Raw genomic sequence first — 15,948 nt, forward strand, 5'->3', positions numbered from 1 at the left:
CCAGAATCCTGGGATCAGTGCACGGCGGACCGCAGGATCCCCGGGTGCGTCCGCATGCGCCCGACCAAGTCCTCCAACGTGAGGTGGTGGGCAGGGGTCGGTGTGTCGTGCCCGGCTCGACGGGTCAGTCGACTTTGATGTACGTGACGGTGGTCGCACGCGTTCGACGGAACTGCTGGAAGCGATGCCGGAGGTCGAACCTGCCGGAGCCGCTGTACGGCTGGAAGATGTCTAGCCCACGCCCGAGCATGATCCGCCAGCCGGAGTCCGTGGTGATCTGGCGGTCGTGGATGCCCGGCCGGAACTCGACGTCGAACTCCACGCCGCCCTCGGCCACCGCATTCTTGATCTCCAGCAGCGCGATCAGCTGGGCCCTGTTCCGGTCCTCGCTCGTCTTCTCCTCCGCCGTGACCAGCTTGACGGACACTGTGTCCTCCGGGGCCTTCGCGCCGATGACCTCGAGCAGGAGATCGTAGAGGTTGCGCACCTGGTAGGGCGCACGGATGTACGGATCGATGATCTCGATATCCGTCGCGCCGACCAGGTGGGGCAGAAGCAGATTCGCGTAGGAATGCCCGATCGAATCGTCGGGCACGTCGATGACCCCGGTGAACAGTTCCTCCACGTACGGGCCGTCGGCGGCGGCAACCGTGGTCCCGCCGAGAGGTACGCTCCCGCCGGTGTTGCCCGACGGTGCCTCACCCAAGTCCTCGTCATCGCCTTCTGCGACCGCCCCATCGCGGTGATACAAACGCGGGTAGTCGAGCTCCTCGCGGGTGGCCACGTCGTGCCAAGTACCGCCGGCGTCGGTGTACCCGAAGGTCACGGCGTCCATCGTCGAGTCGATGCGCAGGATCTGGTCCTTGACGCGCTTGCGTCCCTCGATGGCGAACCGCAACAGCGCCTCGACCTCGTCCGGTCCGGCGTTTCCGCCGGGGTGAATCAGCTTCATCAGTCCGGAGAAGGTCTTGCGCACACCGTCTCGATCGCGCTGCGAGATCTGCTCGCTCAGGGTGAAATCCGCGGCATAGCGATCGGAGAAGTCGAGGCCGCGCAGATGCCGGAGCGCCTCCGCCAGGTAGTCCACCACGAAGCCGTACCCGGTGGTGAACAGCTCCCGCCGGATGATCTCCACCTCCCACCCCGGGAGGTAGTGGTGGATCCGGTCGAGGTAGGCGGCGTCGTGATACGACTCGGGGAGCGCCTCGAACAGGTCCGAGTGCGCCAGCATGGTCGGCACCGGGCGGGATGTGTTGCCGATGAACACCATCGACGCCTCAGCGGTCTGCGTGTCGGTGCCGCGCGAGAACGACTTGTTCGCCATGTAGTTCTTCATGATGTCGACCAGCGTCTTGTCCACGCGCTTCTGGCCGGCGAACTCGTCGAACGCCACGACGTCCCAGTAGCCGACAAGGCCGATGGACTTGCTGGCGTTGTTGACGAACAGCTTCGCAGCCGTCACCTCACCGCCCGAGATCAGTGTCCCGTGCGGAGAGAACTCCGAGTACACGTGCGACTTGCCGGTCCCCTTCGGACCGAGCTCCACGAGGTTGTAGTTGCGTTCCACGAACGGCACCAGGCGGACCAGCTGCAGGAGCTTCGCACGGGGCGAGAGCTTCGCCGGGTCGAACCCGACAGTGCTGACCAGCAGATCGATCCACTCGTCGGTGCTGAAGGACTCGCGCGCGGAGATGTATCGCGCGGCATCGAACTGGCCCAGCTGAATGGGCCGCAGAGCGGCGATCATCCACCGGTCCTCGGTCCCCTCGCCGCCCAGGTACTCGACGTCGACCATGCACCAGACGCCACCCGTGAGCAGCTTCCGGTTGTTGCGGACCGTACCGTCGTCGATGGGCACGCCGCGCAGACCGAGGTTCCCGAAGGACGCGGTGTGCTTGTCCCGCTTCTCGTCGAGGATGACGGAGATCTTGTCGATCACCCGGTGCTTCCCGCGATCCCGGATCGTCGACTTGATCAGCTCGGCCTCACCGCGGTGCACGTAGTGTTTTGCGAGGATGTCGCGAACCGATTCGATCCCGGCCTCGATCGTGGCGGGGTCGTCGGTTGCGCAGTACTGCGCGAGCAGGAACTCGAGCACGTATCCCGGGACCACGGCGTTGCCCTTGATCCGCCCGACGAGGTCCTTGCGGACCACGAAGCCGGGGAACTGCGCGTTCGCCTTCGCATCCAGCTCACTCGTATCAGTCGTGGCCGCACCGACTTCCGTCGAGGGGTCGTCGAGGGTCGGGTCGCTGTTCACGGAATCGAAGTCACTCTCAGAACGCGTCATTGAATCCTCCGAAGCCGCGCTGCAGGGTCGCGGTGGTGCTCTGGTACGGGGTGGTCTGGCCGTTGATCCGTTCCTCAGCACGGATCGTGATCACCTGGCCGTTGTACCGTTCGGCCTCCTCGTTCAGCACGAGTTCGACGGTGCGCCCCCGGTCCCGGATGTCCTGTGCCTCGCTCGCCACTTCGACCGTCCGCTGTCCGGACAGCAACGCACCGTCAGGGCCGTATGCACCGATCACGAGTTCCCGCCCGCGTGTCTTTCCCTGCACCGGATCCCGCTGCAGCAGAGTGACCATGACCGTGCTCGTAGTGATCGTCGGGGTGCTGACATTGACGTCGACCGTCACCTTGCTCACGGTGGCGTTGCGCCCGCGTGTGAGCGTCACGAGCGGCACGACCACCTCCTGCAGGGACGCCCCGCCGTGGACGTACTGATAGCCCGCTCCTTGTTTGCGCAACCGGTGCAGTCCGCGAGGGATCTGGACCTCATCGCCGCTGTCGTAGCCGAGCGCCTCCGATGTCCACGTGCGGAACGCCGACTGTTCCTTCAGGCCCTCGCCGATCACGTGCCGGCGCCCGAACACCACCGCATCGCCCTGCGGTGTCTCGCTGAGGTACTCGGTGGGTTCGAGGTCCGAACGCTGATAGAGGAACCCGTGATCCGCGGTGACCAGCACTCGACTCGCTCGCATCCTCCCGCTGCCGAACATCTTGATGATCCGCAGCGCGTCGCCGATCGCCTTCTCACACGCGTCGGGGACCTGGTGCGGGGCCTTGTGACCGGCTTTGTCGATGGTGTCGTGGTAGACCACGAGTGCATCGTTGCTCTGCCACAGCGCGTTCCGATCCGCCGGGCTCATCGACATCACCTCGTCGAACTCGATCGCCGTGGCGTGCGACTTGGCCCAGAGCGCGTTCCGCGCGGGCAGTCCGGAGGTGGAGGCACCGTCGGCCCGGACCGCCTCGCCGTGCAGACTGAGCTTGCTGTGGGGCACCATCGCCGCCATCCCTGCGAACGTCAGGGACGGCAGGGGTGCGAGCCGCGGCTCGACGGTGCCGTCGAACCAGTCGCTCTCCCGGTTCACGCGCTGCGCGAGCTCGAGTCCCACCTCGTAGCGGAATGCGTCGGAGATGATCACGAGGGTCTTCGCCTTGGCCGGCAGGTCGTGCGCGGCGAATCCACGCAGCGGCTCGATTCCGGGCACGGACCACGACGTCAGCGCGTCCACCTGCCCCTGCCATGCCTCGGCGAGGGGACGCTGGTACTTGAGCAGGTACTGCTTCTCGACCCTGTCCGCCAGCTCCGTGGGCAGCTCGGTCTCGGCGATCGCGAAGTAGTTCCGGAATCGTCGGTACGCCCCGTCGATGGGAGCCCACGAGGAGGCGTAGCTGCGGATACCGTCGGCGGCATCGGCCATGACGGGGAGGAAGGCTTCGATCCGGGTGAGGCACTCCGCAGCCGCCTCGAGCGCGGCGTAGGAATGTTGCTGATCGACGAACCATGTGGTGGTGCGTCGCTTCGCGAGGATCTCGCGGACAGCGTCAGGCGAGAGTTCGCGCCGGTGGATGGCGGCCGCGAGCCGGCCGATGACGGCCTCGTCGACGACCGGGAAAACGTTCGTTGCAGCCAGCTTGTCCAGCGGAAGGTCGGCGCCTCGCAGCCGGTCGGCGATGTTGAGGTCACGCTCAGCGGTCCGCGCGAGGTAGGCGAACAGGCGGTCGTACTGACGGCCGTCGCGCAGCCGTTCGAAGTCGATCCGCGCCGGGTTCCGAGCTTCGGGCCATTGCTGCCACGCCTGATCGAACAGCCAGGTCACCAGGCCGGCTACGCTCGGCGAATCCGTTCGGTAACCGTAGATGTGGGCGCAGCCGCTCCACAGGAAGTCGGTCAGGTCCGCGTCCGCCAGTGCCTGGTACCCCGTGTCATCGTTGACGGAGTAGTCCTCGAACAACGCCGTGACGATCTCCTGCAGACGATGGCTGTCCTTCCCGTCCAGCCCGAGGACCTCCGCCGAGAGGAACGCCAGCACGGTCTCGGCAAGCTTCTCCGGCGCAAGTGCTGGATCAACCTCGGCCAGACGTTCACGGATCGCGGCGGCCCTGCCCTGCACAGCGAACGCTGCCGAGTGCCGCTCCACGATGTGGTCGATGCCGCGGTCGGTGAGCCCCAGCTCGTGGACCAGGATCGCCGCCGAGTCGGCCGTGAAGAGGCCGTAGCCGGCCTCCAGATCGAGGAGCCAGTTGTCCGGCCGTGCGGGGCGCTCCCCCGTGCGGTACACGAGGTGACGGCGCCTCGCGTTCCGTGCCGGGTCGTCCAGGTCGGCGTACACCCGCGTCTTGATCCCCAGTTCGTTTCCCTCGACTCGATGCACGATCACGTCGTAGGTCCCGTCGCCGAGGGCACCGACGACCTCGTCGAGGCTCGTCGCGTACTCCCCCGGCACGTCGTTCCAGGTGACGACGGGGCTGCTGGCGTACCGTTCGGCCAACAGCTCGGCTATCCGGTTCGACGGTGCCGCCGTCACGACAGGCCCCTGACATACTTCAGGACCGCTCCGAGCTTGGGGTAGTTCTGCTTGACGCCGTCGTCGAGGTCGAGCTCGATCTCCGCGGTGGAGAGTGGAAACAACGTGGTGGTCACCCAGTCCTGCAGGTCCCGCCGCATCTCCGTCAGTGTGGCCTGCTCCTTGCGTAACCTTGTCGCCTCGGCCTTGTCCGCGGTGTCGAGGGCGTGCTCGATCGTGGTCAGGCGGGCCTCCTGCTTGTCGAGCATGTCGTTGGCGTAGTTCTCGCGGAGGATTCCGAGTGTGGCCGGCGTGTACCGGTGGAGGTAGATCAGCGCGTTGAAACCCTTCTCGGTCTGCTTGTGCGACGATGCCTGCCAGTAGATCGGCCGGTTCGAGTACATTTTGAGATGGTCGGCGTAGAAGTCCTTGAGGAAGTACTGCCGAAGGTCCTTGCGCTTGCCGGAGCCGAGGGCGTGCTCGATCCAGCTCACGTTCGCGGTGATGTTCTCCTCGCCGAACGCGACTCCAAGGAATTCGTGGACCCGCGAAACGATGTCGTCCAGGAAGTACGCGGCCCCCGTGATCGGGATGATCCCGTCTTCGTCCGGCCGGAATTGCGCGTTCGGTACCTTCGCGTCGAAGTCCGCGATCGTGAAACCCGCGTCGGCCAGGATCAGCCCTGGCTTGTCCAGGCTGTAGCGCCCCATGATGCAGCCGACCGCATACGACAGCAGTTCCCGCGCGAGGTCCTGATCGAACAGCGTGCGGTACTCTTCCTCGCTCCGAGGCGCCCCCTTGTTCGGCGCATACCTGAAGTAGGGATTGCGAGTCAAGGAGACGCGATCGAGCGCCACGTCGGTCGGCACTTCGTCTTGTAGCCCGTAGAGTTCGGCGAAATACCTGTTGTTCCTCTGCTCCAGTTCGCGTGATCGCAGGGTGACATCCACCGCGTCTCCCCAAAGGGATTCTGCGGATTCGACAAGACCCCCATTCCCCAGTCCGACAATTGGCAACATCCGAAACTCCCACGAGATTTCGCTCGAGTTCCAGTCATCACGAAACAATACGACCAGTTCGTTTGTCACGCCCGCGACTAAGGTTCGGTCAATCGGCAGAATTGGCAATGACGCGACGATGCCGACTTCCATTCCGAACCCTGGCGCCAGCGCTCGGGCAAGAACATCTGCCGTCGTCGAGTTCAGGAACCCGATTACTGCATCGAGATGCCCCTGGTCGCTACTGATGAACGGCGCCTTGTCGTTCGGAATCGAACTCTCGTCGAATCGAAACGCCGAAACGCTACTGATACGAGACCACGTGACCATTCTATCGAAATAGTAGTCTGGATTACGAATCACCGAGCGGGGGCGAAATCGCCATAGTTCTCGTCCATCATCTTCCCAGTTGATCACATACTCTCGATTTCCCCACCATTTACGAAACGAGCCCCCCTTGTTATGGGGAAACCAACGCTTCCGAGAAGCTCTCGATTCTTCCCGGCTCGCCATCCTGAATCCGGTGCGGCCTGCTGAAACCTCAAACCACATCCGAAGGAATCGTTCATTGTCGCCTGTCTGAAGCCCTACCGACGGTGTGGCAACTTCACGCAGCGGTGTCCCTACATTGAAGGTGTGAGCCATGGCCTTCGAAATCCAATACACGACGGGCGACTCGGGGACGTGACAGAAGTCGGCTATCGACGCCTCGTAGCGGTTATGCGCCTCTTCATCAGTAACCGCCTTGAGAAGCATGGTGTCCTTCTCAGACTCGTTTCGGCCCTCGACAAGCCGGAAGAAAGCGCCTCGACTGCCGGGGCTCGACGCAACGTCGATGACATACGCCGCAGTCTGGACGACTTCGCCGCCGATCGAGTCGAACCCTCTCGCACCGAGGTGCGCCATCGTGGCGAGGTGTCCCCACTCGGGGAGCCGCGCGCGGAACTTGCGATACGACGTCAGGAACATCCACGATTGCATGGTCACCATCGCGACAGAGCCGGCCGGGCGGGCGAGCTCCGCGTTCCGCTCGATGAACATCGCGTAGAGGTCGGACTTGGTCTCGGGGAACCGCGCCTTCGCGAAGTCGCTGAGCTGCCCGCCCATATTGCCGCTGCCCAGATACGGCGGGTTGGCGACGACGACGTGATACTGATCGTCCTCGAGCGCATCGGCCTGGCGGTACAGGCGGCGTGCCCGGGTGATCACCTCTCGACGCGCCTCGACGGTGGTGTCGCCGCCCTCCGACTGCTCGGCATCGATCAGGATCCGGCGGAGGACGGCCATGCCCACCGGGTCGACGCGGATCAGTGACCCGAACGTATCGGCGTGTACGAACGACTGCAGGAGCCCCTCGAGAGCAGCGCGATCCTCGCGATCGAGGCCCTGCGCCAGGAGCTCCACATCGTCACCGTCGAAGACCAGCGGTTCGATCCGGACGATGTCAGGGCGGACGGGGTCACCGTCGACGTTGCGGGTGAGGAACCTGCGGTCCTTCTCCCGCGCCTTCATGGCCAGCGCGAACGAGGCGAGCTGCGCGGCACGCGAATCGATTTCGAGTCCGCGCAGGTTGTGCGTGAGGATCTTCTGGGGGATCTCGGTTCGCGCGTATCCCGCTTCCTCGTAGATGTGGAAGAGCAGGTCGAACGCGTAGGTGAGCATGTGGCCGGAACCGCACGCAGGGTCGACCAGCCGGATTTCCTCGGGCGATTCCACCGTGACCCCCGTGTCCGCCTGCCCGTCGATGGGTTCCACGAAGTACGGCATGTGTTCGCGAAGGCCGCTGGCGGGCCGGGATCGCAACCACAGGCGTCCGAGCGAGTTCTCCACCAGGTACCGGACGATCCAGTGCGGTGTGAACAGTTGGGTGACGGCGGGGAGCTCCGCGGCGTCGATCGGCACCTTCGCCTTGTTGATCTCGTCCTTCAGATCGGAGTTGTAGAACTGATAGAGCCAGCCGACCACCTCGACGGTCGCGCAGGCATCGTCGTCCATGACGGCGACGGCGCGCTCCCGAACGGAGGTAGGCGCGAGCAGGTCGGCGGGTACCAGCAGGCGGATCCAGTCGGCCGGCCCGGTGAACACCTCCGGCATCGCGGGGTACCAGGCCACGAACATCGCGCGGAGCAGCAGCGCGTACGCCTCGAGCTCGGGATTCGCCGACGTGCGCCGCCCACTGAGCAGCGCGGATACCTCGGATCTCGTGCGCTCGGAGATCTCGTCACCGAACTCCCCAGACTGCGCCTTGAGAAGGATCTCGGGCAAGTTCGACGCGGAACCTTCCGCTGGCGATACCACTCGATACAGACCGGAGAAACCGCGCACGTCCATGAACCGCGCCGCCGTGAGGCGGTTGAACCAGGTGTGGGCGGCGGTGTCCGCGACCCAAATCTCGCCGTGCTCGGCGACCGCGGACCTCAGGGCGGCGACGTCATTCGGATACTCCGCGGCGATCTTCGGATCGTTCAGGGCCTGCGTGACAAGGCCCGCCATCTGATCGAGGAGGGTGACGCGGGCCGCCGTGGCGAACTTCTCGAGCTTCGACGAATCCACTACAGGATCACCGTCTTCCCGGCCTCGACCGCCGCGCGCAGAGCAGCACCCACCCGTTCGAGGTAGCGATCGACATCAGCAGCGGTACGCAGCGTCGCCTGCGCACCACGCACATCGATCTCCGACATCTTCACGGTCTCGGGCTCGGGCTTCGGGGGGTTGCCGCCGCCTCCATCGGTCCTACCTCCTCCTGGACCGCCCGGATCGGGCTCGTCCACTTCTGCTGGCCCCGCCATGAGTCCCTTGATGGCATCGGTGTACGCCGCGTCGAAGGAGTGCCGCGCGAGTGCCACCGCGCCGCGAGTGGAGTGCGTGGCCACGGCGTTGCGCATGGTCTGCAATGCGGTCACCGCTTGCTCCCGCGCCGCTGGGCTCGCGTCCAGGTACTCCTGGGTCGACCGCAATGCGGCGATACGCTCGTCGATCGTCGTGGCGAGTGCATCGCGGTCCTTCGTCACCGCACCATCGACATAGGCCTGAAGACGCTCGTGAACCCGCTTGATCCGCGGCACGACCTCGCCACGCAGGAAGGCGGGGTCGGCGAGATCGGCCCGCAATTGGGCGACGTCACCGGCATCGGCGTCGTGCAACTCGGCATCGCGGTCCTGCAGGAATCGTTTCGCCGCAGCGATCACGGCGGGTTGCTGGCCGTTGAGGAATCCACGGATCGGATCGAGCACGTCCTCCTTGAGGTCCAGCAGATCCTCCGTGTCGTCGAGGAACTCACCGAGATACCAGTCGGCAGCCCGCCCACCCACCAGCGCTCGCAGCCGCGCACTCGCCGCCTGGACCTGCGCAGTGAAGGGGTACGGCTCCCGCTCCCACCGCTCCACCTCGTCGGCCGTCGCGGCCAACTCGGATCGCACCTTTTCGATCAGATCGTCCGTGTTGGGGAAGACCTGGCCCTCGTCGGTGAATTCCTCGAGGAACCGCTGCAGCTTCCGCACCTTGGACGGGTCGTGCGCGCGGACCTCGTCCACGTGGATCTGGCGGTGCTTGTGCCGGTTGGTCAGCTCGCCGGCGATCTCCGTGCGCACGAGGACCCGCGAGTCGAGGCGCAGCCGCACTCGCCCGGTGACCACTGCGTGTGCGATGACGGCGAGCACCGTCGACATGGACCATCCGAACGGTGGTTTCGCGAAGTGTTCCACGAGGTGGCCGACGGTCGCGTCCACTTGACGGGTCTTGGCGTACTGCACCTCGTTGATCACGGTGCGCGCCAGCTCATCGAGCGTCGAGGACACGTCCAGCTCGAGCATGTTCTCGTCTCGCAAGATGCGGCCGACGTCGCCGTCCGTCAGTCCCGCCGCGGCGCGGGACTCGTTGATCCGCAGGTACAGCGATTCGATCGCCACCTGCAGTCCGGCGTTCACCCGGTCCTTCGCCGTGCCGCCGCCCACCTGGACGATCGTTCCGTTGTGCACAAGGTCGGCGTTCGCGACGGCGCGCGCGACCTCAGCACGGACGGCGCGTCCACGCTCGATGTTCGCGCGGCCGTGAGAGGCCAGGATCCGCTGGCGCGACTCCGGCAACGTCGACTTCATCTGCAGCTGCACGTAACTGGCGGTCCGTACGAACAGCTCGATGTCGTCCCTGGTGCGGTCCGTGAGGTCGAGGACCACGTACAACGCGCCGGTCGCGCCGATCGACTGCTGCTTGACATCGTCGACGGTGCGGAAACCGTACGGGGTGATGAACCGGACGCTCAACGGCTCGGTGCGGCCCTGCCGCTCGTCGTCGAGCCATCGCTCGAGACCGAGATCCACACCCGTCGCGTCGTGCCGGATCTTTCCACCGACGCCCGTGGCCGCCACGATCTCGTCGTTGAGCAGCTTCTTGACGTCCGCATCGTTGCGGGCGTGATTCTTGATCGCCTTCTCGACGTCCTGTTCCTCGTTGGTCAGGTAGGCGTACGCATTGCCGGAGCGCTGCACGTAAGTGGCGCGCTCGAGCTCCTTGAGTGCACGCTCGACGTCGGTGTGCAGCGCCGCGATGTTCGCGTCGATCTCGGGGGTCAACAGCACCGACAACGCCTGCGATGTGGCCTCGAACCAGTCCACGTACTTGGTCATGAGGAGCGCCTTGAGCAACCGCAGCTGCAGCTCGCGATCGGGCCCGGTGATGTTGCGCGAGGCGCTGATCACGTTCTGCTTGATGTCCGAGTTGAGGGACTTCTCGATGCCGTCGAAGAACATGTCGAACGTCGCGAGCGCACCGACCTCGGCCGGCTGCATCGATGAACCGATGTCTTTGGTGACCCCGAGCAGCGAGCGCTCTCCGACCGACGAGTGCCGCCCCGTGAACGCGTTGAAGTCCGACAGGCCGCGCATCGCGTCGTGGAAGAGCTCGAACTGGTAATCCACGAACGGATAGGTGCTCACGAAGTCGGTCTCGTTCGCGTAGCTGCTGAGCGGGCGCTGGTTCTGCAGCGCGAACAGCGAACGGAACCGCTCGTGCCTGTTCGCGTAGATCCCCGACAGCAGATCCACGCCGTCCGGCGTCTTCTCCAGAAGTCGCCGCGAGACCACGTCCTTGACATTGCGGGAGTCCAACTTGAGCGCAATGGCGAAGCGCGCCTGGATCTTCGAGAAGTCCTGCTGCTGCTCCTTGGTCCGGTCACCGAGGATCGACTCGAGCACCTCCTGGGAGGTCACGAGCACCCATGCCCGGCCTCGGCATCGCGAGTGGAGCGATTCCGTGATCGTCTGCAGGCTCAGCATGAGCTGGGTGTTCTGGCCGATGAACTGCCCGATCTCATCCACGAAGAAGGCCAGACGGTGCCCCGCCGGTTGCGCGTCGAGCCACTGCGCCACCTCCTCGGTGAACGCCTCGATCGACGTGGCACTGTGCGTCTGCCGGTAGGTGGCGAGCGGCGCGGCGATCGACTGACCGGTCACCTCCGAGTACGCCTTCTCCGCTGCGGGATCGGCGAAGACGGCGAGCTCGCGACCCTGCTCCCAGGGCTTGCCGTAGTGCCGCTCGAATGCGTTCTTGAACTGATCGAGAACGCCCTGCGCAGCCAGATCGCGCTCGAATCGCGCAATGTAGGGGCTCTTCCCGAAGTACCCGGCCGCGTCGTAGAAGACCTGCACGAACACGTCGAGCAGCGCACCCGGCTGATCCTTGTTGTTCTTGTCGACCTTCTCGTCGATGTTGAACAGCAACGAGGTGGCGGGCATTGCCGCCGCGCGCCCCAGAGCGCCGCGCAGGATCGCGTCCTCCGCCGGCAGTTTCGCCTCGAAATCCGCGACGACGTCCGAACGCGACACGTCCGCCCCCGGCACGTCGCCGAGCAGGTACGCGAGCATCTTCAGCAGATGCGACTTGCCCGAGCCGAAGAACCCGGCGATCCACACCCCGTTCGACGGCGGCTCCCCTGGAAAGGTATACGCCTCCAAGAGATCCCGCATATGGTCAGCGACCTCGGCGGTGATCACGTACTCGCGGACCTCGTCGCGCAGCCGCCCCGAACTCGACGCCTTGACGACCCCGTCGAGCGGGCGGTCGATGTCCTTCGCCAGGATCTGTTCCAGATTCGTCACGGGTTCCCCAGTTTCAGCAGATCGAATGCGCGGTAGTAGTCGTCGTCGAGGAGTTGGCCGAACAGCACGAGTGATGCTCCCTGCGTGGGTGATTGCCGGTACTCCCCCGGAAACACGAGCACCACGGGCAGGTCGGACAGCAGCGGCTGGAGCGTGTTGAGAATGGCGTGCGCGCGCACGAGCGGGTACAGCCGGCCGACGTGGGTCAGAATCACCAGCTGCGGGCGAGGTTCCTGTACCTGCACGACGGACGTGATCCGCGGTGACAGGTACTGCTGCGGGGCGATCGGATTCCCCACGTCGGCGAACGACTCCTTGGGCAGCGAGGACTCCAGCTCGAGCATCTGCTCCCACTGGCCGGTCTCGTCCCACAACTCCCGTGCGAGCGCCCACAGGTCCACCTCGCAGACCTCGATGCCGTCCGCGCGCAGTCGACTCACCAGTCGCCTGACCTGGGCGCCCACCTCGGGTTCGTCCGCCGGAGGATGCCCGAGAATGAAGTACGGAACCTCACCCAGTTGCCCACGCATCTGCAGGAAGTCGTCGGAACGCATCACGTCGAAGGCGCGATCGAACCTCTCGGCCGGCGAGAGCTTTTCGTGGTCCGGCTCAGTCACGGCGTACCCCCATCTCGGCTCCGATCCCGGCGAGCTGCCCTTCGTGGAGCGGAAGACTCAGGACCAGCGACGGGTCCAGCGCGGAGATCACCTGCGCCGAGTCCGGAGCCAGGGCCGCCGCGACAACGCGGCCATCCCCCTCCACGAATCCGGCGTCGCGCACCATCCGGAAGGTGGTTTGGCGGAGCTTCACCCGGGTCGACGGTGCCGCATCCCGGAGGGCATCCACCCACGCGGACTGCACGTCCCAAAAGGTCTCGAAGTCATCGGGCTCGATCAACGGGCGCTCCGTGAGCAAACGGTCCCGGAGTACCTCCCGGCCGAAGTCCCGCAGTAGCCGGTACCGCGCACACGCCGCGATCCACAGCAGGATCCGGGATTGCGCACCGGGGCCATCGGCGACGATTCTCAACCCGGCCCGCGGCAGCACAGCGAGCCGCTGCACGGCTTCGCTCGTCAGCCGCACCGTCGATCGGCGGACACGCTGCTGCACAACGTTCCGGTCCACCGCGACGGACCATGCGCGGGACGCATCGCCCTCGGAAAGCAACAGTCCCGCCACCGCGGCGGACTCGTTGACCAGCAGTCCGCCGGTCGTGAAGGACAGGCGGTAAGGCACCCCAGCCACTGACCTGCACCCCCAGCTGCGACCCGATTCAGACTTTTCCCCATGTATACATGGTGGCTCCGACAGGTTCCCACTCGGAGCCTTGGTGCGTGCCCGAATCGCCGATCGAGACCGCTCTGTCGTAGCGGCTGGGAATCGAGATCGGCAAGCTACGCACTGAACGGGGACTGAGCCAAGAAGCCCTCGCCGCGGATATCGGGATCAGCACGAATCATCTGCAGCTCCTCGAGAGCGGCCTGTCCGATCGAAGCAAGCGGACGCCGGCGAACCCCAGGTTCTCCACCCTCGTTGCGCTGAGCAATGCACTCGACGTGGAACTCTCCGACCTCATCCGTCGGCTCGGGACATAGGCGGGGTCACGGAATCCGTGTCCGATTCGTCACTGAGGGTCACGGTTTCATAGCGCCACGACGGCGCCGTCGGCCTCGTACAACCGCGGCGTAGTCGGGTCCCGCGAATCACCGCGCACTCCCCGATACACTGGACCGTCGCTGACGAGCGATCGAACGGGAGGTGCACGATGGCGCAGACGGCTGCGCAGCTGTACGCCGCGTTCACGGACAACGCCGACAACGATGTGGCGCTCAAGCTGCTCCGCTCCCCCAACGCCGTCGCCTACCTCGCCCTCATGGCCGCGCGACTGGGCACGGGCCCCGTCGACGCGGAGGAGCTGGGGGACGCGCTCACCGTCGACCTGCAGTCCCTCGCGCAGCACTTCACCGACCGCGCCCGCCCCGTCCCCGCCGGCCCGGACGTGCTGGACAGCTGGGTGAAGGCGGGGTACGTCTCGCGCACGCTGGACGAGGACGATCGCGAGGTCATCCAGCTCACGCGCGGCGCCACGACGGCGCTCGGCCAGGTGCAGGCGGTCTCGCTGGACCGGAACGTCGCCACCGAGACCGCGCTCGAACTCATCACTGCTCGGCTCTCGGCGGTCGCCGTCACCGTCAGCGACGACCCCGACGACCACCTGCGCGCCCTCGACGAGCAGATCGCCGAGCTCACCCGGCGGCGCGAGGCGCTGCGCCAGGGCCTCATCCCCGAGTACGACAGGGACAAGGTGGTCGACGACCTCAAGATCGTCAGCTCCCTCGCCGAGCGGATGCCTGCGGACATCCTGGGCTACGGCGAGAAGCTGCGCGAGCACACCCGCGCGCTCCTCACCCACGGCCTCGAAGCATCCGACTCCACCGAGGCCGAGGCGTACGCCAAGACCCTGCAGCGCCTCTTCGACGGCCACGACGAGCTCGCGAACACCCCCGAGGGCAAGGCCTTCGACGCGTTCTACACCCTGCTCTCCGACCACCGCCTGCGCCGCCAGCTGGAGACCTCGGTCGCCTCCGTCGTGCACGAGGTGGAGCTGCCCGACGATCTCCGCGATTCCCTCACCGGCTTCCTCGACCGCATGTGGATGCAGGTCCAGCGCGTCGACGAGATCCGCGGCCAGGTCTATCGGCGCATCAACACCTTCGTCAAGGACGGCGACTTCCTGCAGTACCAGTCGCTGCGCGCCCGCATCACCGAGGCGCAGCGCGCGGCCGTCGACGCCTTCGACGCCGTCTCCGCGAGCCGCGACACCGGCCTGGCCGTCCCCATGACCCCGGTCGACACCAACTCCGTCGGAGCCCTCCGGTTCCACGACGGCATCGTCACCCTGCCGCCCGAGGTCCGCGAGACCTCCGGCGAGTTCACCATCGACCCCGCCCGGCTCGTGGGCCGCGAGGCCATCGACTGGGACTCCCTCGCCGCATCCATCAACGAGGCGGTCCGCACGTCCGACGGTGCCGACATCGCCGAGATCCTCGCCACGATCGACGCGCCCCGCGCCGGCGACGTGGTCGGCGTCTGGTCGCTCGGCGCGCGGTACGGCACCGTCGACGAGGACCGTCTCGTGACGGTCGTCGCGCACACGGCGCGCGGGCCCCGCGAGATGACGGTGCCCCACGTCGCCTTCGCGGCAGCGCTCCCGCCCCTGACCCCCGCCTCGGCCGCGCCCGAGCCCACCACCCTGTTCGAGGAGGCCTGATGTCGGACGAATCCCCGGACGTCGAGACACTGGACGTGCCCGCCGACGAGGTCCTCCCCGAGATCGACCTCGCCGACTTCAGCATCGCCGACGACGAGGCCGTGAAGTCCCTGCGCGGCGCCGACACCGCGCCGCGTTTCGACGGCGACACGTCCGCGCTGCCGAACTCGGTCTGCTACGCGCTGCAGGAGCTCATCGCGGCGCCCCACGTCTCCGCGCGATCGAAGAACTGGGCGGTGATCGAGGCCGAGGAGACGCTGCTGCGCAGCCGCCTCTCCGAGCTGAACCTGCTGTTGGAGATCAACCGCGAGACCAAGCACGCCTTCACCCGGCAAGTCAGCGAGAACGACCCGCGGCAGCGGAACCTGCTGCGCGCGCAGAGCCTCTCGCTCGCCGCGTCGGTGCTGGCTCTGTTCCTGCGCCTCAAGCACCTGTCCAGCCCGGACGAGACGGCGGTCGTGGAGCGGCAGGAGATGATCGAGCACCTCCTGACCTTCCGGCCCGCGCGCGACACCGACGAGGCCGGGTTCGTGAAGAAAGCCGACGCCGCGATCAACCAGCTGGAGACGCGACGCCTGATCCGGCGGGTCGGCACCAGTGACCGCTACGCCGTCCACTCGGTGATCGCCTCGCTGCTCACGCCCGAGCAGGTGGACCTGTACACCGCCGCCTACCGTGACCTCGCCAGCACCGATCAGGACCTCGGAGAGGCCGCAGCGCCGGTCGAGGACGGCGACGACGGCGAGGACCGAACCGTCGAACCCGAGAACGAGACGCAGGAGCCGCAGTGA

General features: G+C 66.2%; 9 protein-coding genes. 3 read left to right on the plus strand and 6 right to left on the minus strand.

Features of this window, described 5'->3' with window-relative positions; all coding sequences use genetic code 11:
- Positions 1-124: 124 nt before the first annotated feature.
- From brxL to FK268_RS06245, 6 genes are read right to left on the minus strand one after another with little or no spacing between them, the layout of a single operon-like run.
- Positions 125-2,290 carry a BREX system Lon protease-like protein BrxL gene (gene brxL, locus FK268_RS06220; RefSeq protein ID WP_146432297.1) on the minus strand — a complete coding sequence of 722 codons (2,166 nt, stop codon included), beginning with the start codon at positions 2,288-2,290 and terminating at the stop codon, positions 125-127.
- On the minus strand, positions 2,277-4,814 hold the full coding sequence (gene pglZ, locus FK268_RS06225) for a BREX-1 system phosphatase PglZ type A (RefSeq protein WP_158636060.1): 2,538 nt from the start codon (positions 4,812-4,814) through the stop codon (positions 2,277-2,279). Before pglZ ends, brxL begins: the two co-directional genes overlap by 14 nt.
- Positions 4,811-8,344 (minus strand): BREX-1 system adenine-specific DNA-methyltransferase PglX, encoded by a 3,534-nt coding sequence (gene pglX / locus FK268_RS06230; protein WP_146432301.1) that lies wholly within the window; start codon positions 8,342-8,344, stop codon positions 4,811-4,813. The genes pglZ and pglX overlap by 4 nt, the downstream gene beginning before the upstream one ends.
- Complete coding sequence (gene brxC, locus FK268_RS06235; RefSeq protein WP_158636061.1) at positions 8,344-11,886, minus strand: BREX system P-loop protein BrxC; 3,543 nt, start codon at positions 11,884-11,886, stop codon at positions 8,344-8,346. Before brxC ends, pglX begins: the two co-directional genes overlap by 1 nt.
- The gene (locus tag FK268_RS06240; protein ID WP_146432304.1) at positions 11,883-12,503 is read right to left on the minus strand and encodes a DUF1788 domain-containing protein; all 621 of its coding nucleotides are present in this window, start codon (positions 12,501-12,503) and stop codon (positions 11,883-11,885) included. Before FK268_RS06240 ends, brxC begins: the two co-directional genes overlap by 4 nt.
- Positions 12,496-13,131 carry a DUF1819 family protein gene (locus FK268_RS06245; RefSeq protein WP_158636062.1) on the minus strand — a complete coding sequence of 212 codons (636 nt, stop codon included), beginning with the start codon at positions 13,129-13,131 and terminating at the stop codon, positions 12,496-12,498. Before FK268_RS06245 ends, FK268_RS06240 begins: the two co-directional genes overlap by 8 nt.
- Positions 13,132-13,265: 134 nt before the next feature.
- Between FK268_RS06245 and FK268_RS25305 the strand changes: the two genes are divergently transcribed.
- The 3 genes from FK268_RS25305 (at position 13,266) to FK268_RS06260 (ending at position 15,948) form a co-directional block, all read left to right on the plus strand.
- The gene (locus tag FK268_RS25305; RefSeq protein WP_368732150.1) at positions 13,266-13,481 is read left to right on the plus strand and encodes a helix-turn-helix domain-containing protein; all 216 of its coding nucleotides are present in this window, start codon (positions 13,266-13,268) and stop codon (positions 13,479-13,481) included.
- A 170-nt stretch (positions 13,482-13,651) separates the two neighbouring features.
- Positions 13,652-15,157, plus strand: a complete 1,506-nt coding sequence (locus FK268_RS06255; RefSeq protein ID WP_146432307.1) for a DUF3375 domain-containing protein — start codon at positions 13,652-13,654, stop codon at positions 15,155-15,157.
- Positions 15,157-15,948 carry a DUF4194 domain-containing protein gene (locus FK268_RS06260; RefSeq protein ID WP_146432310.1) on the plus strand — a complete coding sequence of 264 codons (792 nt, stop codon included), beginning with the start codon at positions 15,157-15,159 and terminating at the stop codon, positions 15,946-15,948. Before FK268_RS06255 ends, FK268_RS06260 begins: the two co-directional genes overlap by 1 nt.

This window comes from Tsukamurella sputi (genome assembly GCF_007858445.1).
In the GTDB taxonomy this organism is placed as follows: Bacteria; Actinomycetota; Actinomycetes; order Mycobacteriales; family Mycobacteriaceae; genus Tsukamurella; species Tsukamurella sputi.